Genomic DNA, 19,269 nt, shown 5'->3' on the forward strand with positions numbered 1-19,269 from the left:
GGGCGCCGGCCGGCGCTTCAGGCCAGGCCTTCCTCCTGTGCGACGGCCGGCTGGCTCGACCACACGTCGAGCCGGAAGTCATCTTCCCGGTGGCAAGCCAGCACCGGCAGCGCCAGCGCCCGCGCGAGGATGCGGTGCACGCCGTCGCCGTCGAGCACGCAGCCGTCGATCGGCCGGCGCCAGTGGCAGCCGATCACGGTGCCGCCGGCCTCCAGCGTCTCCCGGCAGCGCCAGGCCATGGCGGCCAGCGCGTCGCCGTCGAGGTAGTAGCCGAATTCGCTGAGCACCACCAGGTCGAAGCGGCCGCCGTCCGCCGCGGCCGCCGGCCACTCGTCGGGCATGCGGGCCTCGGCCACGCGCACATGCGGCTGGCCGGCGAGGCGCTCGCGTGCGGCCGCCAGGGCCACCGGATGGAAATCGGCGGCGAGATAGCTGTCGCAGCGCGCCGCCAGGGCCGCGGCGAGTTCGCCGTTGGCGCAGCCCGGCTCGAAGCCCGCGCGGTAGCGCTGGCGGGGCAGGCAGGCCAGCATCAGGGCCCGCTTGCGGGCCTCGTACCAGCGTCGCCGGTAGTCCCAGGGATCGCTGCCGCGGGCATAGAGGCTGTCGAAGTAGGCTTTCATGGTGCGGGCTCGAAGACGTACTCGTGCGGGCGTAGCCAGCGCTTCAGCGCCCAGCGCGGCAGCGTGGGCGCTTCGCCGCCGAACGGCAGCACCTGCGAACGGTGGCGCAGGATGGCCTTGGCCTTCGGCAGCCGATGCTGCACGCCGATGCGCCGCAGGCGGGCCCACGGCACCCGCGGATCGCCGGGGGCCGCCCAGTGCCACATCCAGATCGGCAGCTCGTGCAGCGTCGCGCCGGCCCGCCGGCAGGCCCGCGCCGCGGCCTCGCCCACCGCCTCATGGTCGGGGTGGCCGTCGTGGCGCCAGGGCGCGAAGACCTGGTCGCCCGGGCCCAGCAGCGCGGCAAGGCGCCCGGCCAGCGCCGGCAGGCAGCCGCCGACGCCGCCGTCGGGCAGGGCGAGGCAGTGGAGTTCGGCGCGGCCCAGCACGCCCAGGCAGCGCAGGCCGGCCTCGCGTTCCCGCCGACGCCGCGCGGCCAGCTCGGCGGGCGCGCAGCCGCGGGCCGCCGGCAGGCTGGCTTCGCCGTCGGTCACGCAGACGACGGACACCGGATGCCCTGCGGCGACCCACTGGGCCAGCAGCCCGCCGCAGGCCAGCACCTCGTCGTCCGGATGCGGCGCGAGCACGACGGCGCGGGCGCCCGGGGGCAGCAGGCCACCGGCGCTGCGCTGCGGCATGGCGTGCAGGCCGCCCCAGCGCTGCCAGGCGGATTCCGGCGTGCCTTGGCCTTCGATGGCGCGCTCGGCGGCTACAGGGTCCATGGTTCGGGCAAGCCGGGGGAGGAGGGGGCGGCATCGCGGCGCACGTCGTCGCCGAGCGCCGCGAAATCGCGGTCGCCGTGGGTCTGACGCACGAACACCGGCAGGTCGGCCACCAGGTTGGCGAGCCGGGCGTCCCGGCACAGCGGGCCGGCGCCGAGCGCCGGGCCCGCGAGGTCGAGCAGCTGGCGGGCGGCGCTGTCGGCGGCCATGCGCAGGCGCAGTGCGGGCACCCGCGCGTCGTCGGCCGGATGCCGGTCGATCCACTGCGCGGTGGCGCGCAGCAGCGCGGCCAGGGGCTGCAGCAGGGCATCGGCCCGGCCGAGCGCGGCCAGCCGCGTGCGGCCGTCGGCGCCCTGGGGCTCCGCCCGCGACGCGGCCTGCTGCAGGGCCGCGGCCACGCCCACGCAGCCGCCGTACCAGCAGGCGGCCACCCCGGCGCCGCCCTGCCAGAAGCCCGGCCGCGTGAGGTACTCGCCCGCCCGCGGCCAGATCCGGGCCGGCGTGCCTTCGAACCGCACGTCGACGCTGCGGCTGCGGCCCATGCCCGCGGCATGCCAGTGGCCTGGCTCGGTCTGCACCGTGGGCAGCCGCATGTCCACCAGCACCAGCCAGGGGTGGTCGCCCCGGCCGTCCTCCCAGGCGGTGAGCAGGCCGTGGGTCACGTGCTCGGCGCCGGAGCACCACTGCTTGGTGCCGCGCAGCTCGACCGCGCCGTCCGCCTGCCGCACGAAGCTGACCCGGCCGCCCGGCGCCTCGGCGGCCCACATGCCGAGGCGCGCGCCGCGGGGCGGCACCGGGCCGTCGAGTTCCTGCAGGATCGCGAGCGCATCGGTGTGGCCCTCGAACCATTTGGCGAGGGCCAGGTCCTCTCGGGCCACGGCGGCCAGCGCACGCCAGCGCGCGAGCGTCTGCCCGGCGCCGGGCAGGGGCAGCTGGTCGTCGCCCTGCGCGACGAGTGCGGCGAAGCGCGCGTGCAGCGGGGGATCGCCGGCGGTCGGGTTCGGGGTGGTGGTCATCCTCGCGGGGGTGGGACCGGGCGGTCCGTGATCGGGGTGGGGCGAAGCCTATCGAGGGCGGGCCGCCGCGCGGCGGGGGCCTCGGCCGCGAGCGCGTGTAGGAGAACGGAGCGTGCGCGCAATACCTGCCTGCCGTCCGGGAGCGCAGCGGGCGCCGGCGGGTGCCGATCCCACGCTGAGCGCCGAGGAGATCGCCGACACGGTCCAGGGCCTCGTGCGGTGCAAGTTCGGCCTGCCGCCCGAGGATGCCGTGACCGACTGGCTCGTCGACCGGCTGGGGCCGTGAGGCGCGCCGCCGCGCGCTAGGTGTCGGCCCCCCGGCGGCGGCGCTGCAGGCAGGCCCGCCGGTTGCCCCTTTGCCGGGACATCCATTCCCGAGGGGCCCCGACGATGACCGAGCGATCCATGCCGACACGCAGCACGCGCCCCGGCTGAGCATGCCGCGGCCTTCCTCCGTGCAGACCTCGCCCCGGCGCGTGATCGGTGGCCTGGTCTTCTGCGCCGGTGCCTGCGCGATGCTGTGGCTGCTCGGCCGGCGCCTGCCCTGGTGGGACGATCCCGCCGTGACGGGCGCGCTGCTGGGCGGCGGCATGGCCGCCGTCGCCACCGCGCTCGGCACCCTGCCGGTGCTGCTGCGCCAGGACGTCTCCCAGCGCACCTCCGACACGCTGCTCGGGTTCGGCGCCGGCGTGATGCTGGCCGCATGCTCGTTCTCGCTGATCCTGCCGGGCATCGAGGCCGCGCGCCTGATGGGGCAGGGCGCGTGGGGCGCGGCGGGCATCGTGGGCGGCGGCATCGTGCTGGGCGCGCTGATGCTGCAGGTGCTCGACCGCCTGGTGCCGCACGAGCACTTCATCAAGGGCCCGGAAGGCCACCAGGCCCGGCGGCTCAAGCGTGCGTGGCTCTTCGTCATCGCGATCGCGCTGCACAACCTGCCGGAGGGCCTGGCGATCGGCGTGGCCTTCTCCGGCCACGACCTGGCCGGTGCGCGCTCGCTGGCGATGGGCATCTCGGTGCAGGACGTGCCGGAAGGGCTGGTGGTCGCGCTGGCGCTGCGCGGGGTCGGCTACGGCCGCGGCGTGTCGGCCGGCCTCGGCGCGGCATCGGGGCTCACCGAACCCGCGGCGGCGGTGCTCGGCGCGGTGCTCGCGGGCCTGTCCGCCACGCTCCTGCCGTGGGGCCTGGCCTTCGCGGCGGGGGCGATGCTGTACGTCATCAGCCACGAGATCATTCCCGAGTCGCACCGCCAGGGGCACGAGCGCTTCGCCACCAACGGCCTGATCGCCGGCTTCGTGCTGATGATGGTGCTGGATACGGCGCTGGCCTGAGCGCCACCCGCCGGCCCGGCTGCACGCCTGGCGGGCACGGGCGCCGTCGGGCCGATCGGCATGTCGATTGCCCGGACACCCGGCATTGCAACGACATCGACGGCGGCGGGTGACATGGGGCTCAAGGTATTCCTGGTCGAGGACAACACGGACACGCGGCGGCTGCTGACGTGCCTGCTGGAGCTGTCCGGCCACGAGGTGCGCAGTGCCTCCAGCGTGCAGTCGGCGCTCGCCGCCCTCGGGCGGTGGCCGTGCGACGTGCTGGTGTCCGACATCGGGCTGCCCGACGGCAGCGGGGTCGAGCTGGCCGAGGCGCTGAAGCGCAGGGGCGAACTGCCCTTCGCGATCGCGGTGAGCGGCTTCGGCACGGCGGCCGACGTCGCGGCCAGCCTGGCGGCCGGGTTCGCGCACCACCTGGTGAAGCCGATCGAGCTGGAGATGCTCGACCGGCTGCTCCAGGAGGCGCCGGGGGCCCGCTGAGGATCCGCGACGCAGCGCCACGCCGGGCCGGGCACCGACGAACACGCAGCCGCGCCTCCCGGTCTGCCGCCCCGCAGCCCGGACCAGGCGGAGAGCGGGCGGCCGAGCAGACCGAGGGCTACCGCGAGCCGCCGATCGTCGGGCTCGGCGGCTCTGCCGGCGGCATCGATGCGTTGCAGCGGTTCTTCCAGGCAACCCCGGCGGCCACGGCCCGGCCTACGTGGTGGTGCTGCACCTCTCGCCCGAGGACGACCGCCTGCTGCCGGCGCTGCTGCAGCGCCATGCCGCGATGCCGGTGCAGGCGGCGCGCGACGGCGACCGGGTGGAGGCCGACCGCGTTTACGTGGTCCCCGCGGGCAGGCAGCTGTCGAGGAAGAGGCGGTCCGGTCGGCCCGCGCGGGCCGGCACCCCGACACGATCGCCGCCGACGTTTCCGTTTCCGAGGAGCGGCCGCGCCGCTTCTTCACGAGATCTTCAACTTCGCGCTCAACCCCGGGGGGCTGCTGCTGCTGGGCGCCTCCGAGTCGGTCGAGGAGGGCAGCCCGCTGTTCCTGCCGGCGCACCAGCCGCATCGCCTCTATCGCCAGCGCCCGGTGCAGCGGCGGGGCGTGCCGGTCGGGCCCGGGATGGGCGACGGCGCCCTGCAGCGCCTCGTGCGGCACCAGGATCGGTTCAGGCACGCCGGGCCCGCGCTGCCGGGCCGGGACTACCGCGCGGCCGACATGTCGGCGCAGGCGCTGCACTTCACCTTGCTCGGGCGCTTCGGGCCCGCGTCGGTGGTGCTCGGCGCGCAGCACGAGGTGATCCATCTCCCGGACAACGCGTACCGCTTCCTGCGGATGCCCGAGCGCGAGCCGACGTGCAGGCTGGTGGACATGGTGCTGCCGGCGTGCAGAGGCCCGTACCTGGTGCGGGGCGGTGGACGTGCGCTCGGTGGCGGCGGTGCCGATCGCCAGGCAGGGCGCGCTGCTCGCGGCACTGATCGTCGCCGACCCCGCGCCGCGGGGCTGGAGCGCCGGCGTCGACCTCCTGCGCGAGACTGCCGAGCGCACCTGGCGGTCGTCGAGCGTGCGCGAGCCGAAGCCCGGCTGCGCGACAGCGAGGCCCGGCTGCGCCACGGCGAGGGCCCGGCCCGGCCGGATGCCGCAGGGGGCGATGGCACTGCCGGTGAACATCCGCCGCCTGCGCAGGGAACTCCGGGGGCGATCGCGTGACAGACAGGGATGCGGTCGTCCCCCTTCCGGCGCCTTGCTGCCGCGCTGCACGCGGCGGCCGCTGCCGTTGCCGCGCCGCTGCTGGCCGCAGCGGGCATGGCCGGCGCACAGGCGCCCGCGGCATCCGCGCCCACGGCGCGCGTGGCCATGGTGGCGACGGTGGAAGGCGTCATCGGCCCGGCCACGAGCGACCACCTGCAGCGCACGTTGCGCCGTGCGGCCGAGGCGGGCGCCGCGGTGCTGGTGCTGCGCATCGACACGCCCGGCGGCCTCGATACCTCGATGCGCGAGATGATCCGCGGCGTGCTGGCCTCGCCGGTGCCGGTGGTGGCCTACGTGGCGCCCGGCGGCGCGCGTGCCGCGAGCGCCGGCACCTACCTGCTGTATGCCAGCCACATCGCCGCGATGGCGCCCACGACCCACCTGGGCGCCGCGACGCCCATCGCGCTCGGCGGTGCTGCGCCGCGGGGCGGGCCGACCGCCGGCGCCTCGGCACCGCCGTCGGCGCCTGCGGCGGCCACGCCCGGGACGGCCGAGGCCAAGGCCGTCAACGATGCGGTGGCCTACATCCGCGGCCTGGCCGAGCTGCGCGGCCGCAACGCCGACTGGGCCGAGCGCGCGGTGCGCGAATCGGTCAGCCTGCCCAGCCACGAGGCCGTGGCCCAGCGTGTCGTCGACCTGCAGGCCGCCAGCGTGGAAGAACTGCTGCAGCAGATCCACGGCCGCACGGTGCAGCTGCCGCAGGGCAGCGTCACGCTGGACACCGCCGGGCTGGCGCTGCAGGAGCTGCCCACCGACTGGCGCACCCGGCTGCTCGGCGCCATCGGCAACCCGAACCTGGCGCTGATCCTGGTGACGCTGGGCTTCTACGGCCTGTTGTTCGAGATCATGAATCCCGGCACGCTGTTCCCCGGCGTGCTGGGCGGCATCAGCCTGCTGATCGGCCTGTATGCGCTGTCGGCGCTGCCGCTGAGCCTGGCCGGCGCCGCGCTGCTCGTGCTCGGCCTGGCGTTGATGGTGGCCGAGGGCTTCATGCCCTCGTTCGGCGTGCTGGGCATCGGCGGCCTGCTGGCCTTCGTATTCGGTGCCGGCATGCTGATCGATACCGACGTGCCGGGGCTGGCGCTCTCGATGCCGCTCGCGGCGGGCCTGGCGGCCGCCGCACTGGGCTTCCTGCTCGTCGCGGTGCGGATGGCGGTGGCCTCGCGCAGGCAGCCGCCGCGCAGCGGCATCGACCGCCTGGTCGGCCGCACGGCGCGGGTGCTCGACTGGTCCGGCAGCGGCGGCCACGTGCTGCTCGACGGCGAGCGCTGGCAGGCCCTGTCGGCCGGCGGCGACACGCTGGCCGCCGGCCAGGCGGTGCAGGTGCGGGCCTTCCAGGGCCTGCGCGTCGTGGTGGCCCCGGGGGCCACCGCACCTGGGGCGCAGCGCCCTCCCTTTGACGACAGGAGATGACCGATGTTCGGCAGCTTTGTGTTCTTTCTTCCCCTGCTGGTGCTGGCCGTCGCGGTCATCGGCGCTTCGGTGCGCATCCTGCGCGAGTACGAGCGCGGCGTGGTCTTCACGCTGGGCCGCTTCACCGGCGTGAAAGGGCCGGGGCTGATCCTGCTGGTGCCGGTGCTGCAGCAGATGGTGCGCGTCGACCAGCGCACCCAGGTGCTGGACGTGCCCGACCAGGACGTGATCTCGCGCGACAACGTCTCGGTGCGCGTCAGCGCGGTGATCTACTTCCGCGTGGTGGGCCCCGAGCCGTCGGTGATCCAGGTCGAGAATTACCGCCAGGCCACCAGCGAGCTGGCGCAGACCACGCTGCGCTCGGTGCTGGGCCGGCACGACCTCGATTCGATGCTGTCGGAGCGCGACAAGCTCAACACCGACATCCAGACCATCCTCGACGCGCAGACCGAAGCCTGGGGCGTGAAGGTCGCCAACGTGGAGCTCAAGCACATCGACCTGGGCGAGAACATGGTGCGGGTGATGGCACGCCAGGCCGAGGCCGAGCGCGAACGGCGCGCCAAGGTCATCAATGCCGAAGGGGAGGAGCAGGCCGCGCGCAAGCTGCTCGAGGCCGCGCAGGTGCTGGCGCAGCAGCCCGAGGCGATGCAGCTGCGCTACCTGAGCACCCTGGCCAGCATCGGCAGCCAGAACAGCTCGACCATCGTGTTCCCGTTCCCGACCGAGCTGGCCGGCCTGCTGCGCGGGCTGGGGGAGCGGCGGGGCTGACGAAGCATCCGGCAAAGCAAGAAGCCCCTGAACACCAAGTCATTGATCTGACTCGACTTTCAGGGGCTTGCAGGTACTGGCGGAGAGAGCGGGATTCGAACCCGCGGAGGGCTATTAACCCTCACACGCTTTCCAGGCGTGCGACTTAAACCGCTCATCCATCTCTCCGGGAAGCCCGCGATTCTAGCCGACTGCGGGGCGCTTTCGGCAAGCGGAATCAGCGGGTTGCTGCCGGCGGCCGGGACGCCGGCGTTTCGCTGCGCTGGAACAGCGTCATGGCCGTGCCGATCAGGCCCGACACCTCGCTCAGGTTGCTGGGCACGATCATGGTGTTGTTGGTCTTGGCCAGCTGGCTGAAGGCCTCGACGGCCTTCTCCGCCACCTTCAACTGCACCGCCTCGGGGCCGCCCGGCTCGCGCAGCGCGCCCGCGATCTTGCGGATCGCGTCGGCGGTGGCGTCGGCCACCGCGATGATCGCCGCGGCCTCGCCCTGGGCCTTGTTGATCTCGGCCTGCTTCTCGCCTTCGGATCGGGCGATGAAGGCCTCGCGCTCGCCGGTGGCGATGTTGATCTGCTCCTGGCGCCGCCCCTCCGAGGCTGCGATCAGCGCCCGCTTTTCGCGCTCGGCGGTGATCTGCGCCTGCATCGAGCGCAGGATCTCCGCCGGCGGCGCCAGGTCCTTGATCTCGTAGCGCAGCACCTTGACGCCCCAGTTGAGCGCGGCTTCGTCCAAGGCATTGACGACCGAGGCGTTGATCGCCTCGCGCTCCTCGAAGGTCTTGTCCAGCTCCATCTTGCCGATCATGCTGCGCAGCGTGGTCTGGGCGAGCTGGGTGATCGCGACGATGTAGTTGCTCGACCCGTAGCTCGCGCGCATCGGATCGGTCACCTGGAAGTACAGGATGCCGTCGACGGTCAGCTGCGTGTTGTCCTTGGTGATGCACACCTGGCTCGGCACGTCGAGCGGGATCTCCTTCAGCGAGTGCTTGTAGGCCACCCGGTCGATGAAGGGCACGAGGAAGTTGAGGCCGGGCGTGAGCGTCGCGTTGTAGCGGCCCAGCCGTTCGACGACCCACGCGTTCTGCTGCGGCACGACCTTCAGCGTGCGCACGACGAAGACGACGGCGACGACGAGCAGGACGAGGGCAATGATTTCCATGCAGGGCTTTCGTTGGCTTGGGTGATCGATCAGCGGGCCGCCACGCGGTCGAGCAGCAGCATGCTGCCTTCCACCGCCCGGATCACATGCAGTCCGGGTTGCGGATCGCCTGCGCCGATGTAGCGTGCGCTCCAGAGGGAGCCGCGGTAGGGAAGGCGGGTGGCGCCGTCGGCGTGCCACGCATCGACCTGCACCTGCTCGCCGATGTCGAGGTTGAGGTCGCGGTTGGCGGAAGGGGTGCCGCGGCCGCGGCTGCGGCGCAGCAGGTGCAGCGCGGCGACGGCGCCGCCCCCGACGAAGGCCGCCGCGGCGATCTGCGCCGGAACGCCCAGGCCCATGTGCGCGGCCAGCGCACCCGCCACGGTGCCGAGCGCCATCATCAGCAGGTAGAACGTCGTGGTCGCCAGCTCGACGGCCACCAGCACGCCCGCGGCCAGCCACCACACGGTGGTTGCGCTCCAGTCCATCTCCGTCTCCTCTTCTTTCGAGGTCAGTGTAGCGACACGTTCACGCCCTACACTGCGCGGCTTTCGAGGTTCGGCCGGTCCGCGAAGGGTGGCGGCCGAGGGTGCAACGAGGAGTCCCGCGCATGCTGCGTTTTCACTTTCCCATCGTCATCATCGACGAGGACTACCGGTCGGAGAACACGTCCGGCCTCGGCATCCGCGCGCTGGCCCAGGCCATCGAGCGGGAGGGCTTCGAGGTGCTGGGCGTGACGAGCTACGGCGACCTGTCCTCGTTCGCGCAGCAGCAGAGCCGCGCTTCGGCGTTCATCCTGTCGATCGACGACGAGGAATTCAAGGACGGGCCCGAGCTGGACCCGGCGGTGCTGAGCCTGCGCAAGTTCATCGGGGAGATCCGCTTCAAGAACGCGGACATCCCGATCTACCTGTACGGCGAGACACGCACGTCGCAGCACATCCCGAACGACATCCTGCGCGAGCTGCACGGCTTCATCCACATGTTCGAGGACACGCCGGAGTTCGTGGCCCGCCACATCATCCGCGAGGCCAAGAGCTACCTCGACGGCCTGGCGCCGCCGTTCTTCAGCGCGCTGATGGACTACGCGCAGGACGGCTCCTATTCGTGGCACTGCCCCGGCCACTCGGGCGGCGTCGCGTTCCTGAAGAGCCCGGTGGGGCAGATGTTCCACCAGTTCTTCGGCGAGAACATGCTGCGCGCCGACGTCTGCAACGCGGTGGAGGAGCTGGGCCAGCTGCTGGACCACACCGGCCCGGTCGCGCAGAGCGAGCGCAACGCCGCGCGCATCTTCAACGCCGACCACTGCTTCTTCGTCACCAACGGCACCAGCACCTCGAACAAGATGGTGTGGCACCACACGGTGGCGCCGGGCGACGTGGTGGTGGTCGACCGCAACTGCCACAAGAGCATCCTGCACTCGATCATCATGACGGGCGCGGTGCCGGTGTTCATGTCGCCCACCCGCAACCACTACGGGATCATCGGCCCGATCCCGGAGAGCGAGTTCTCGCCGGAGACCATCCGCAAGAAGATCGCGCGCAACCCGCTGCTGGCGGGGGTCGATCCGGAGAAGGTCAAGCCGCGCATCCTGACGCTGACGCAGAGCACCTACGATGGGGTGCTCTACAACACCGAGACCATCAAGGCCAAGCTCGACGGCTGGATCGACACGATCCACTTCGACGAGGCCTGGCTGCCGCACGCGGCGTTCCACAAGTTCTACGGCACGTACCACGCGATGGGCAAGAACCGCCCGCGGCCGGAGCAGGCGATGGTCTACGCCACGCAGAGCACGCACAAGCTGCTGGCGGGCATCAGCCAGGCCTCGCAGGTGCTGGTGCAGGACGCGCAGAACCAGAAGCTGGACCGGCACCTCTTCAACGAGGCCTACTTGATGCACACGTCCACCTCGCCGCAGTACGCGATCATCGCGAGCTGCGACGTCGCCGCCGCGATGATGGAGCCGCCGGGCGGCACCGCGCTGGTGGAGGAGAGCCTGCTGGAGGCGCTCGATTTCCGCCGTGCGATGCGCAAGGTCGAGAAGGACTACGGCCGCGACTGGTGGTTCACGGTGTGGGGCCCCGACAAGCTCGCGGCCGAAGGCATCGGCCGCCAGGAAGACTGGGTGCTGAAGGCCAACGCGAAGTGGCACGGCTTCGGCAACCTGGCGCCGGGCTTCAACATGCTCGACCCGATCAAGAGCACGATCATCACGCCCGGGCTCGACATGAGCGGCAAGTTCGCCAAGACGGGCATCCCGGCCAGCATCGTCACCAAGTACCTGGCCGAGCACGGCGTGGTGGTCGAGAAGACCGGCCTGTACTCGTTCTTCATCATGTTCACGATCGGCATCACCAAGGGCCGGTGGAACACGCTGCTGACCGCGCTGCAGCAGTTCAAGGACGACTACGACAAGAACGCGCCGCTGTGGCGGATCCTGCCGGAGTTCGTCGCGGCGCAGCCGGCCTACGAGCGCATGGGCCTGCGCGATCTCTGCCAGGCGATCCACGAGGCCTACGCGAAGGGCGACATCGCCCGGCTGACGACGGAGATGTACCTGTCGAACCTCGACCCGGCGATGAAGCCGGCCGATGCCTATGCGCGCATCGCGCACCGCGACACCGAGCGGGTGTCGATCGACGAACTCGAGGGGCGCATCACTACGTCGCTGCTGACGCCGTACCCGCCGGGCATCCCGCTGCTGATCCCGGGCGAGCGCTTCAACCGCAAGATCGTCGAGTACCTGAAGTTCGCGCGCGATTTCAACGGGCGCTTCCCGGGCTTCCACACCGATGTGCACGGCCTCGTGGAGCAGGACGGCGACGCAAGCACGAAGGCGTACTACGTCGACTGCGTGAAGGTCGGCTGACCGGCCCTCGTTCGGCGGACAGCAGCGTTGCGCTGCCGTCCGCTCGCCGGCTCGTCCCGTCGTTCAGGCAGCCGGCGTTTCCGGAACGCCGCTCATCACACGGCTGAAGCCGCCGTCGACGTAGGTGATCTCGCCGGTCACGCCGGCGGCCAGGTCGGACAGCAGGAAGGCGGCGACGTTGCCCACGTCGTCGATCGTGACGTTGCGGCGCAGCGGCGCGTTCTGTTCCACCACTTCCAGCATTTTCCCGAAGCCCTTGATGCCGGAGGCGGCCAAGGTCTTGATGGGGCCGGCGGAAATGCCGTTCACCCGCACGCCCTTGGGGCCCATGCCGGCAGCCAGGTAGCGCACGCTGGCCTCGAGCGAGGCCTTGGCCAGGCCCATGGTGTTGTAGTTGGGTACCGCGCGTTCGGCGCCGAGGTAGCTCAGGGTCAGCAGCGAGGCATTGGCGCGCAGCTGGCCGGCGGCAGCCTTGGCCAGCGCGGGGAAGCTGTAGGCCGAGATGTCGTGGGCGATGCGGAAGGCCTCGCGGCTCAGGCCTTCGAGGAAATCGCCCGCGATCGCTTCGCGGGGCGCGAAGCCGATGGCATGCACGAAGCCGTCGAGGCCTTCCGGCCACGCCTGGCGCAGACCCGTGAAGAGGTTGTCGATCTGCTCGTCGCTTCCGACGTCGCATTCGAGGACCAGCGACGAATCGAAATGGCTCGCCAGTTCGGTGATGCGCTCCTTGAAGCGCTCGCCCACATAACTGAAAGCCAGTTCGGCGCCTTCGCGGCGGCAGGCACGGGCAATCCCGTAGGCGATGGAACGGTTGGACAGCACGCCCGTGATCAACAGCCGCTTGCCGGCGAGAAAACCCATGGTGTCTCCGTAGAGTCGGTCAGTAAGGGGCGGTGATTCTGGCACGTCAGGGGGCGGCTTCGAACAGACCCCTGGCGGTGGCGCGATTGGCGCAGTACAATCCGCATTTCCCTGGAAACACCCCAACGGGCGGATTCTCTTCCTGCCCTTTTTTTTTGCTCGATCGCTTTCAGATAGATGACTTGGCAGTCCGCCGTTGAACGCACCGTCACTGGCCTGGGTTACGACCTGGTCGACCTCGAACGCACGGGGGGTGGCTTGCTGCGCGTAACGATCGACAGGATGCCGGGTCACGCCTATCCGGAAGGGCTGGGGGCCAGCGAATTCGTGACGGTCGAGGATTGTGAGGCTGTCACGCGGCAATTGCAGTATCTGCTCGAGGTGGAAAACGTCGACTACGCACGGCTGGAGGTCTCCTCGCCGGGGTTGGATCGCCCGCTGAAAAAGGCGGCCGACTACGAGCGGTTCGTCGGGGAGGCCATCGAGGTGACGCTCAAGCTGCCGTTCCAGGGGCGAAAGAAATACCGTGGCACGTTGGCGTCCCGCGAAGGCGGATGGCGTTTGCTGTTGGACGACAACGTGGGCGAGCGAGTGCGTCCGGGCGGCAAGCGGCCCGCGGCGAAGGCCAAGGTGAAGGCTGCCGACGCTTCTGCGGTCGCAGAGGCCCAGCCGGCACTCGATTTCTTGCTCGACGAGGTGCGCGAAGCGCGGCTAGTACCCGTCGTCAATTTCAAAGGTCGCCAGGCTGCCCCGACGCAGCCCGAGGCGCATGGAGGTCCAGAAGAATGAACCGCGAACTGTTGATGCTGGTGGATGCGATCTCGCGCGAGAAGAGCGTGGATCGCGAAGTGGTGTTCGGTTCCGTCGAGGCGGCGCTGGCCTCCGCGACCAAGAAGCTGCATGGCGGCGAAGTGGACATCCGCGTGCAGATCGACCGCGAGACGGGTGAATACGAGACCTTCCGTCGCTGGCACGTGGTTCCGGATGAGGCGGGCCTTCAGATTCCCGATGCGGAGATCCTGTTCTTCGAAGCGAAGGAGCAGATCGCCGACATCGAGATCGACGACCACATCGAGGAGCCGATCGAGTCGGTGCCGATCGGCCGCATCGGCGCGCAGGCGGCCAAGCAGGTCATCCTGCAGAAGATCCGCGACGCCGAGCGCGAACAGCTGCTGAACGACTTCCTCGCCCGCGGCGAGAAGATCTTCGTCGGCACCGTCAAGCGGCTCGACAAGGGCGACATCATCGTCGAGAGCGGCCGCGTCGAAGGGCGCCTGAAGCGCAGCGAGATGATCCCCAAGGAAAACCTGCGCACGGGCGACCGGGTGCGGGCGTTCATCGCCGGCATCGACCCGACCGTGCGCGGCCCGCAGATCATGCTGTCGCGCAGCGCGCCCGGCTTCATGGTCGAGCTCTTTGCGCAGGAAGTACCGGAGATCGAACAGGGCCTGCTCGAGATCAAGAGCTGCGCCCGCGACGCCGGCTCGCGCGCCAAGATCGCCGTGGTCTCGCATGACAAGCGCGTCGATCCGATCGGCACCTGCGTCGGCGTGCGCGGCTCGCGTGTCAACGCGGTCACCAACGAGCTGGCCGGCGAGCGGGTCGACATCGTGCTGTGGTCGGAAGACCCGGCGCAGTTCGTGATCGGCGCGCTGGCGCCGGCCAACGTGCAGTCGATCGTCGTGAACGAGGAGCCGCACGCGATGGACGTCGTGGTCGACGAGGAGAACCTCGCGATCTCGATCGGCCGCGGCGGCCAGAACGTGCGCCTGGCTTCGGAGCTGACCGGCTGGCGCATCAACATCATGACGGCCGAGGAATCGCAGGCCAAGCAGGCCGCGGAAAGCGACGTCATCCGCAAGCTGTTCGTCGAGAAGCTCGACGTCGACGAGGAGGTCGCAGAGATCCTCATCGCCGAAGGTTTCACCAGCCTCGAGGAAGTGGCCTACGTCCCGATGCAGGAAATGCTCGAGATCGAGAGCTTCGACGAGGACACCGTCACCGAACTGCGCAACCGGGCCAAGGATGCGCTGTTGACGATGGAAATCGCCCGTGAGGAAAAGGTCGACGAGGTGTCGCAGGATCTGCGCGACCTCGAGGGCCTCAGTTCGGAATTGATTGCGAAACTGTCCGACGGCGGGGTTCATACACGCGACGACCTGGCCGACCTGGCCGTCGACGAACTCACCGATATCACGGGCATGGATGCAGACCAGGCGAAGGCGCTGATCATGAAGGCGCGTGAACACTGGTTTAACGCCTGAACACGCCGCACGGAATCCGATTGATCGCCCACCGACTGCACGCCACCTGCGCCCCCGTTACCCAAGGATCTTCACAATGGCAGTGACCACCGTCGCCCAATTTGCCGCCGAGCTGAACCGCCCGGCCGCGACGCTGCTCGAGCAGCTGCAATCCGCCGGGGTGCGCAAAGTCTCCACCGACGACCAACTCACCGACGCTGACAAGGAACGCCTGCTGGGCTTCCTTCGCAGCAGCCACGGCACGGCCGCCGGCGACCGCAAGAAGATCACGCTGACGCGCAAGAGCACCAGCGAGATCAAGCAGGCGGATTCGACCGGCAAGGCCCGGACCATCCAGGTCGAGGTTCGCAAGAAGCGCACCTTCGTCAAGCGCGACGATGCGCCGGCCGTGGAAGAAACCGCGCCCGCCGCGCCGGCCGTCGATCCGGCCGAACTGCAGCGCCGCGAGGAAGAAGCCGAGCGCCAGGCCGAGCAGCTGCGCCGCCAGGAGGAAGAACTGGCCGAGAAGCGTCGCCAGCGAGAGGAACAGGAACGCCTCGAGCGCGAAGCGGCCGAGGCCCGTGCGCGTGAGGCGGCGGAAAAGGCCGCGGCCGAAGCCGCCGCCGCCAAGGCTGCGGCCGAGGCCGCAGCGGCGACCGCCAAGGCCGCGGCGCCCGTGGCGCCGGCCAAGCCGGCCGTTGCGCCTGCCGCACCGGCCGCTGCTGCCGCGCCGGCTGCCGCCGCCGCCAAGCCCGCAGAGGCTGCCAAGCCTGGCCTGCGGGTGGTGAAGGCTGCCGACACGGACGCCGCCGAGAAGCAGCGCATGGCGGATCTCGAGAAGCGCCGCAAGGCAGCCGAGGCCGAGGCCGCTGCCATCCGCGCGATGATGAACGCGCCGAAGAAGGTGCTCGTCGCGAAGAAGCCCGAGGAACCCAAGCCCACCGCGGCCGAAGGCGCCATCAAGGGGACGATCCACAAGCCGGCCGCCAAGCCCGGCGCACCGGCGCCCGCGGCTGCCGGCGCCCCCGGCGCCAAGCCCGGCGAGAAGAAGTCCGTCAAGTCGGAAAAACTCTCGTCGAGCTGGGCCGACGACGCGAAGAAGCGCACCGCGGCCGCCAAGGGCCGTACCGACGGCCCCGGCGCGGGACGGCCGGGCTGGCGTGCGCCGCGTGGCCGCGGCGGACGCGACCGCAACGACGGCGGCGGCTCCACCTTCACGCCGCCGGCGGAGTTCGTGCAGCAGGAAGTGCACGTGCCCGAGACCATCAGCGTGGCCGACCTGGCGCACAAGATGTCCGTCAAGGCGGCCGAGGTCATCAAGCACCTGATGAAGCTGGGCCAGATGGTCACCATCAACCAGCAGCTCGACCAGGAAACGGCCATGATCCTCGTCGAGGAAATGGGCCACAAGGCGCTGGCTGCCAAGCTGGACGATCCGGAAGCCTTCCTCGAGGAAGAGCACGCCGCGACGCAGTCCGAGATGCTGCCGCGTGCCCCGGTCGTGACCGTGATGGGCCACGTCGACCACGGCAAGACCTCGCTTCTGGACTACATCCGCCGCAGCCGCGTCGCCGCGGGCGAAGCGGGCGGCATCACGCAGCACATCGGTGCCTACCACGTCGAGACGCCGCGCGGCATGATCACCTTCCTGGACACCCCGGGCCACGCGGCGTTCACCGCGATGCGTGCCCGCGGCGCCAAGGCGACCGACATCGTCATCCTGGTGGTGGCGGCCGACGACGGCGTGATGCCGCAGACGAAGGAAGCCATCCACCACGCCAAGGCGGCCGGCGTGCCGCTGGTGGTGGCGGTCAACAAGATCGACAAGCCCGACGCCAACCTGGAGCGCGTGAAGAGCGAACTGGTGGCCGAAGAAGTGGTGCCGGAAGAGTTCGGCGGCGAATCGCCGTTCGTGCCGGTGTCGGCCAAGACCGGCCAGGGCATCGACGACCTGCTGGAGCAGGTGCTGCTGCAGGCCGAGGTGCTGGAGCTCACCGCGCCGCAGGACGCCGCCGCCAAGGGCATCGTCATCGAGGCGCAGCTCGACAAGGGCCGCGGCCCCGTCGCGACCGTGCTGGTCCAGTCCGGCACCCTCAAGCGCGGCGACGTCGTGCTGGCGGGTTCGAGCTATGGCCGCGTGCGCGCCATGCTCGATGAGGACGGCAAGCCGACGCAGGAGGCCGGTCCGTCGATCCCTGTCGAGATCCAGGGCCTGACCGAGGTGCCCCAGGCCGGCGACGACTTCATGGTGCTGACCGACGAGCGCCGCGCCCGCGAAATCGCCACCTTCCGCCAAGGCCGCTACCGTGACGTGAAGCTGAACAAGCAGCAGGCCGCCAAGCTCGAGAACATGTTCGAGAACATGGGCGAAGGCCAGGCGCAGACGCTGGCGCTGATCGTCAAGGCCGACGTGCAGGGCTCGCAGGAAGCGCTGGCGCAATCGCTGCAGAAGCTCAGCACCGCCGAAGTCAAGGTGCAGATCGTGCACGCGGCGGTCGGCGGCATCAGCGAGAACGACGTCAACCTGGCGATCGCCTCGAAGGCCGTGGTCGTCGGCTTCAACGTGCGGGCCGATGCCGGCGCGCGCAAGCTGGCCGAGAACAACGGCGTCGACATCCGCTACTACAACATCATCTACGACGCGGTCGACGAGATGAAGGCGGCGATGAGCGGCATGCTGGCGCCGGAACAGCGCGAGGAAGTCATCGGCACGGCCGAGATCCGCACGGTGTTCGTGGCCTCGAAGATCGGCACGGTCGCGGGCTGCATGATCACCGCCGGCGTGGTGCGACGCGATGCGCGCTTCCGCCTGCTGCGCGAGAACGTGGTCATCTACACCGGCGAGGTCGATTCGGTGAAGCGGATGAAGGACGACGTGCGCGAGGTCAAGGAAGGCTTCGAGTGCGGTATCAAGCTGAAGAACTACAACGACATCGCCGAGGGCGACCAGCTCGAGTTCTTCGAGATCAAGGAAGTGGCGCGCACGCTGTAAGCCTCCGCTCGGGCCGCGACGCCGCGCCAGCGAGCGGCGCGGCCGGCAGTGGCGAACCCCGCCGTCCACAAGATGGCGGGGTTCGTGCTTGTGGGGTCGAAAGGAAAGTTCCATGCGACACAAAAAAGCGATACCCAACCGCGGGCTGCGGATCGCCGACCAGATCCAGCGCGATGTGGCGGAGCTGATCCGCGACCTGAAGGATCCGCGCGTCGGCCTGGTGACGATCACCGGCGTCGACGTGACGCCCGACTACGCCCATGCGACGGTGCGGTTCTCCCTGTTGGTCGGCGAACCGGCCGAGTGCGAAGCCGCCCTGAACGAGGCGGCGGGCTTCATCCGCAACGGGCTGTTCAAGCGCCTGCAGATCCACACCGTGCCGACGCTTCACTTCCAGTTCGACCGCACCACCGAACGTGCGGCCGAACTGAACGCGTTGATCCGCCAGGCGAACGCCACGCAGGCCAAGGACTGAAATGACGCCCCCAGGCTCGCTGGCGCTCGCTACCCCCCGAGGGGGCCGCCCGCTGACGGACCGGCAGAGCCGGATCCGTGGCGGGAAGCTGGATCGGGCGGGACGCTGAAATGAACCGCCAGACCCGCTCCCGCATCGTCCGCCGCGCGCTGCACGGCGTGCTGTTGCTCGACAAGCCACTCGGCCTGTCGAGCAACGACGCGCTGCAGAAGGCGAAATGGCTGCTGCGAGCGGAGAAGGCGGGCCACACGGGCACGCTCGACCCGCTGGCCACCGGCCTGCTGCCCTTGTGCTTCGGCGCCGCCACCAAGTTCTCGCAGATCAGCCTCGACGCCGACAAGGCCTACCGCGCCACGCTGGCGCTGGGCCGCACCACCACGACCGGCGACGCCGAGGGCGAGGTGCTGCAGCAGCGGCCAGTGGCGGTCGACCGGGCGGCCATCGATGCCGCGTGTGCCCGCCTCACCGGCGCGATCGCGCAGTTGCCGCCGATGCACTCGGCGCTCAAGCGCGACGGCAGGGCGCTGTACGAATACGCCCGTGCGGGCATCGAAGTGGAGCGCACGCCGCGCACCGTCACGATTCATCGCATCGACATCGTCGAATGGCAGGCTGACAGCCTGGTGATCGACGTGCGCTGCAGCAAGGGCACCTACATCCGCACCTTGGCGCAGGATCTGGGCGAAGCGCTCGGCTGCGGTGCGCACCTGTCCGCGCTGCGGCGCACCGGCAGCGGGCCGCTGCAGGTGGAGGACGCGGTGACGCTCGACCAGTTGACCGCGCTCGACGAGCCGGCGCGCGAGGCGCTGCTGAAGCCCGTGGACTGGCTGTTGTCGGACTGGCCGCGCGTGGCGCTGCCGCACGACGAGGCCGGCCGCTTTCTCACTGGCCTGCGCCGCCGCGTGCGGATGGCCGATGCCCCGGCCGTGCGTGTGTACGGACCGCAACCCAGCGCGTTCCTCGGCAGCGCGCACATCACGTCGGGCGAGCTGATCGCCGACCGCCTGCTCAGTCCCGTCGAGGTGCAGGGCCTGATTTCCTGAAAG

General features: G+C 70.6%; 18 protein-coding genes, 1 tRNA gene and 1 pseudogene. 13 read left to right on the plus strand and 7 right to left on the minus strand.

Annotated elements, in window-relative coordinates:
- Positions 1-17: 17 nt before the first annotated feature.
- From V4F39_RS17715 to V4F39_RS17725, 3 genes are read right to left on the minus strand one after another with little or no spacing between them, the layout of a single operon-like run.
- A complete protein-coding gene (locus tag V4F39_RS17715) occupies positions 18-620 on the minus strand; it encodes a methyltransferase (RefSeq protein WP_332291067.1) in 603 nt (200 codons plus the stop codon).
- The gene (locus tag V4F39_RS17720) at positions 617-1,381 is read right to left on the minus strand and encodes a PIG-L deacetylase family protein (protein WP_332291069.1); all 765 of its coding nucleotides are present in this window, start codon (positions 1,379-1,381) and stop codon (positions 617-619) included. Before V4F39_RS17720 ends, V4F39_RS17715 begins: the two co-directional genes overlap by 4 nt.
- Positions 1,369-2,397, minus strand: a complete 1,029-nt coding sequence (locus V4F39_RS17725; protein WP_332291070.1) for an acyl-CoA dehydrogenase — start codon at positions 2,395-2,397, stop codon at positions 1,369-1,371. The genes V4F39_RS17720 and V4F39_RS17725 overlap by 13 nt, the downstream gene beginning before the upstream one ends.
- Before the next feature lie 112 nt (positions 2,398-2,509).
- On the opposite strand from V4F39_RS17725, the gene V4F39_RS17730 reads away from it, so the two are divergent.
- The 7 genes and pseudogenes from V4F39_RS17730 to V4F39_RS17755 all read left to right on the plus strand — a co-directional run bounded on the left by V4F39_RS17730 (position 2,510) and on the right by V4F39_RS17755 (position 7,642).
- Positions 2,510-2,683 (plus strand): hypothetical protein, encoded by a 174-nt coding sequence (locus V4F39_RS17730; protein ID WP_332291071.1) that lies wholly within the window; start codon positions 2,510-2,512, stop codon positions 2,681-2,683.
- Positions 2,684-2,834: 151 nt separating this feature from the next.
- The gene (locus tag V4F39_RS17735; RefSeq protein ID WP_378234988.1) at positions 2,835-3,725 is read left to right on the plus strand and encodes a ZIP family metal transporter; all 891 of its coding nucleotides are present in this window, start codon (positions 2,835-2,837) and stop codon (positions 3,723-3,725) included.
- 114 nt (positions 3,726-3,839) lie between these two features.
- Positions 3,840-4,205, plus strand: a complete 366-nt coding sequence (locus tag V4F39_RS17740; protein ID WP_332291072.1) for a response regulator — start codon at positions 3,840-3,842, stop codon at positions 4,203-4,205.
- 184 nt (positions 4,206-4,389) lie between these two features.
- A pseudogene (locus V4F39_RS27210) lies at positions 4,390-4,569 on the plus strand (chemotaxis protein CheB); the annotation flags it as partial.
- A 262-nt stretch (positions 4,570-4,831) separates the two neighbouring features.
- Entirely contained in the window at positions 4,832-5,419 is a 588-nt protein-coding gene (locus V4F39_RS17745) for a hypothetical protein (protein WP_332291073.1), read from the plus strand.
- Between the two features lie 9 nt (positions 5,420-5,428).
- Complete coding sequence (locus V4F39_RS17750; RefSeq protein WP_332291074.1) at positions 5,429-6,874, plus strand: NfeD family protein; 1,446 nt, start codon at positions 5,429-5,431, stop codon at positions 6,872-6,874.
- Positions 6,875-6,877: 3 nt separating this feature from the next.
- Positions 6,878-7,642, plus strand: coding sequence for a slipin family protein (locus V4F39_RS17755; RefSeq protein ID WP_332291076.1), 765 nt, complete (start codon positions 6,878-6,880; stop codon positions 7,640-7,642).
- 77 nt (positions 7,643-7,719) lie between these two features.
- On the opposite strand, the gene V4F39_RS17760 is transcribed toward V4F39_RS17755, so the two are convergent.
- The 3 genes from V4F39_RS17760 to V4F39_RS17770 form a co-directional block, all read right to left on the minus strand.
- Positions 7,720-7,810, minus strand: a tRNA-Ser gene (locus tag V4F39_RS17760).
- A gap of 49 nt (positions 7,811-7,859) precedes the next feature.
- Positions 7,860-8,801: an SPFH domain-containing protein gene (locus V4F39_RS17765; RefSeq protein WP_332291077.1), complete on the minus strand. Its 942-nt coding sequence runs from the start codon at positions 8,799-8,801 to the stop codon at positions 7,860-7,862.
- A 29-nt stretch (positions 8,802-8,830) separates the two neighbouring features.
- Positions 8,831-9,268, minus strand: coding sequence for an NfeD family protein (locus V4F39_RS17770; protein WP_332291078.1), 438 nt, complete (start codon positions 9,266-9,268; stop codon positions 8,831-8,833).
- Between the two features lie 122 nt (positions 9,269-9,390).
- Between V4F39_RS17770 and V4F39_RS17775 the strand changes: the two genes are divergently transcribed.
- A complete protein-coding gene (locus V4F39_RS17775) occupies positions 9,391-11,652 on the plus strand; it encodes an arginine/lysine/ornithine decarboxylase (protein ID WP_332291080.1) in 2,262 nt (753 codons plus the stop codon).
- Between the two features lie 63 nt (positions 11,653-11,715).
- On the opposite strand, the gene fabI is transcribed toward V4F39_RS17775, so the two are convergent.
- Positions 11,716-12,513: an enoyl-ACP reductase FabI gene (fabI, locus tag V4F39_RS17780; protein ID WP_332291081.1), complete on the minus strand. Its 798-nt coding sequence runs from the start codon at positions 12,511-12,513 to the stop codon at positions 11,716-11,718.
- Between the two features lie 177 nt (positions 12,514-12,690).
- Between fabI and rimP the strand changes: the two genes are divergently transcribed.
- From rimP to truB, 5 genes are all read left to right on the plus strand, one after another.
- Positions 12,691-13,302 (plus strand): ribosome maturation factor RimP, encoded by a 612-nt coding sequence (gene rimP / locus V4F39_RS17785; RefSeq protein ID WP_332291082.1) that lies wholly within the window; start codon positions 12,691-12,693, stop codon positions 13,300-13,302.
- Complete coding sequence (gene nusA / locus V4F39_RS17790; protein ID WP_332291083.1) at positions 13,299-14,777, plus strand: transcription termination factor NusA; 1,479 nt, start codon at positions 13,299-13,301, stop codon at positions 14,775-14,777. Before rimP ends, nusA begins: the two co-directional genes overlap by 4 nt.
- A 76-nt stretch (positions 14,778-14,853) precedes the next feature.
- The gene (gene infB / locus V4F39_RS17795) at positions 14,854-17,748 is read left to right on the plus strand and encodes a translation initiation factor IF-2 (protein WP_332291084.1); all 2,895 of its coding nucleotides are present in this window, start codon (positions 14,854-14,856) and stop codon (positions 17,746-17,748) included.
- 112 nt (positions 17,749-17,860) lie between these two features.
- Positions 17,861-18,223 carry a 30S ribosome-binding factor RbfA gene (gene rbfA, locus V4F39_RS17800; RefSeq protein WP_332291085.1) on the plus strand — a complete coding sequence of 121 codons (363 nt, stop codon included), beginning with the start codon at positions 17,861-17,863 and terminating at the stop codon, positions 18,221-18,223.
- Positions 18,224-18,333: 110 nt separating this feature from the next.
- Complete coding sequence (gene truB, locus V4F39_RS17805) at positions 18,334-19,266, plus strand: tRNA pseudouridine(55) synthase TruB (protein ID WP_332291086.1); 933 nt, start codon at positions 18,334-18,336, stop codon at positions 19,264-19,266.
- Positions 19,267-19,269: the final 3 nt, after the last annotated feature.

Origin of the sequence: Aquincola agrisoli, assembly GCF_036621135.1 — a bacterium.
Taxonomy (GTDB): Bacteria; Pseudomonadota; Gammaproteobacteria; order Burkholderiales; family Burkholderiaceae_C; genus Aquincola; species Aquincola agrisoli.

Coding starts and splice junctions, on each gene's coding strand:
- fabI (WP_332291081.1), bottom strand. CDS start 12,513: ATGGGTTTTCTCGCCGGCAAGCGGCTGTTGATCACGGGCGTGCTGTCC.
- V4F39_RS17725 (WP_332291070.1), bottom strand. CDS start 2,397: ATGACCACCACCCCGAACCCGACCGCCGGCGATCCCCCGCTGCACGCG.
- rimP (WP_332291082.1), top strand. CDS start 12,691: ATGACTTGGCAGTCCGCCGTTGAACGCACCGTCACTGGCCTGGGTTAC.
- infB (WP_332291084.1), top strand. CDS start 14,854: ATGGCAGTGACCACCGTCGCCCAATTTGCCGCCGAGCTGAACCGCCCG.
- V4F39_RS17735 (WP_378234988.1), top strand. CDS start 2,835: ATGCCGCGGCCTTCCTCCGTGCAGACCTCGCCCCGGCGCGTGATCGGT.
- V4F39_RS17720 (WP_332291069.1), bottom strand. CDS start 1,381: ATGGACCCTGTAGCCGCCGAGCGCGCCATCGAAGGCCAAGGCACGCCG.
- V4F39_RS17775 (WP_332291080.1), top strand. CDS start 9,391: ATGCTGCGTTTTCACTTTCCCATCGTCATCATCGACGAGGACTACCGG.
- V4F39_RS17765 (WP_332291077.1), bottom strand. CDS start 8,801: ATGGAAATCATTGCCCTCGTCCTGCTCGTCGTCGCCGTCGTCTTCGTC.
- truB (WP_332291086.1), top strand. CDS start 18,334: ATGAACCGCCAGACCCGCTCCCGCATCGTCCGCCGCGCGCTGCACGGC.
- V4F39_RS17755 (WP_332291076.1), top strand. CDS start 6,878: ATGTTCGGCAGCTTTGTGTTCTTTCTTCCCCTGCTGGTGCTGGCCGTC.
- V4F39_RS17745 (WP_332291073.1), top strand. CDS start 4,832: ATGGGCGACGGCGCCCTGCAGCGCCTCGTGCGGCACCAGGATCGGTTC.
- rbfA (WP_332291085.1), top strand. CDS start 17,861: ATGCGACACAAAAAAGCGATACCCAACCGCGGGCTGCGGATCGCCGAC.
- nusA (WP_332291083.1), top strand. CDS start 13,299: ATGAACCGCGAACTGTTGATGCTGGTGGATGCGATCTCGCGCGAGAAG.
- V4F39_RS17715 (WP_332291067.1), bottom strand. CDS start 620: ATGAAAGCCTACTTCGACAGCCTCTATGCCCGCGGCAGCGATCCCTGG.
- V4F39_RS17750 (WP_332291074.1), top strand. CDS start 5,429: ATGCGGTCGTCCCCCTTCCGGCGCCTTGCTGCCGCGCTGCACGCGGCG.
- V4F39_RS17740 (WP_332291072.1), top strand. CDS start 3,840: ATGGGGCTCAAGGTATTCCTGGTCGAGGACAACACGGACACGCGGCGG.
- V4F39_RS17770 (WP_332291078.1), bottom strand. CDS start 9,268: ATGGACTGGAGCGCAACCACCGTGTGGTGGCTGGCCGCGGGCGTGCTG.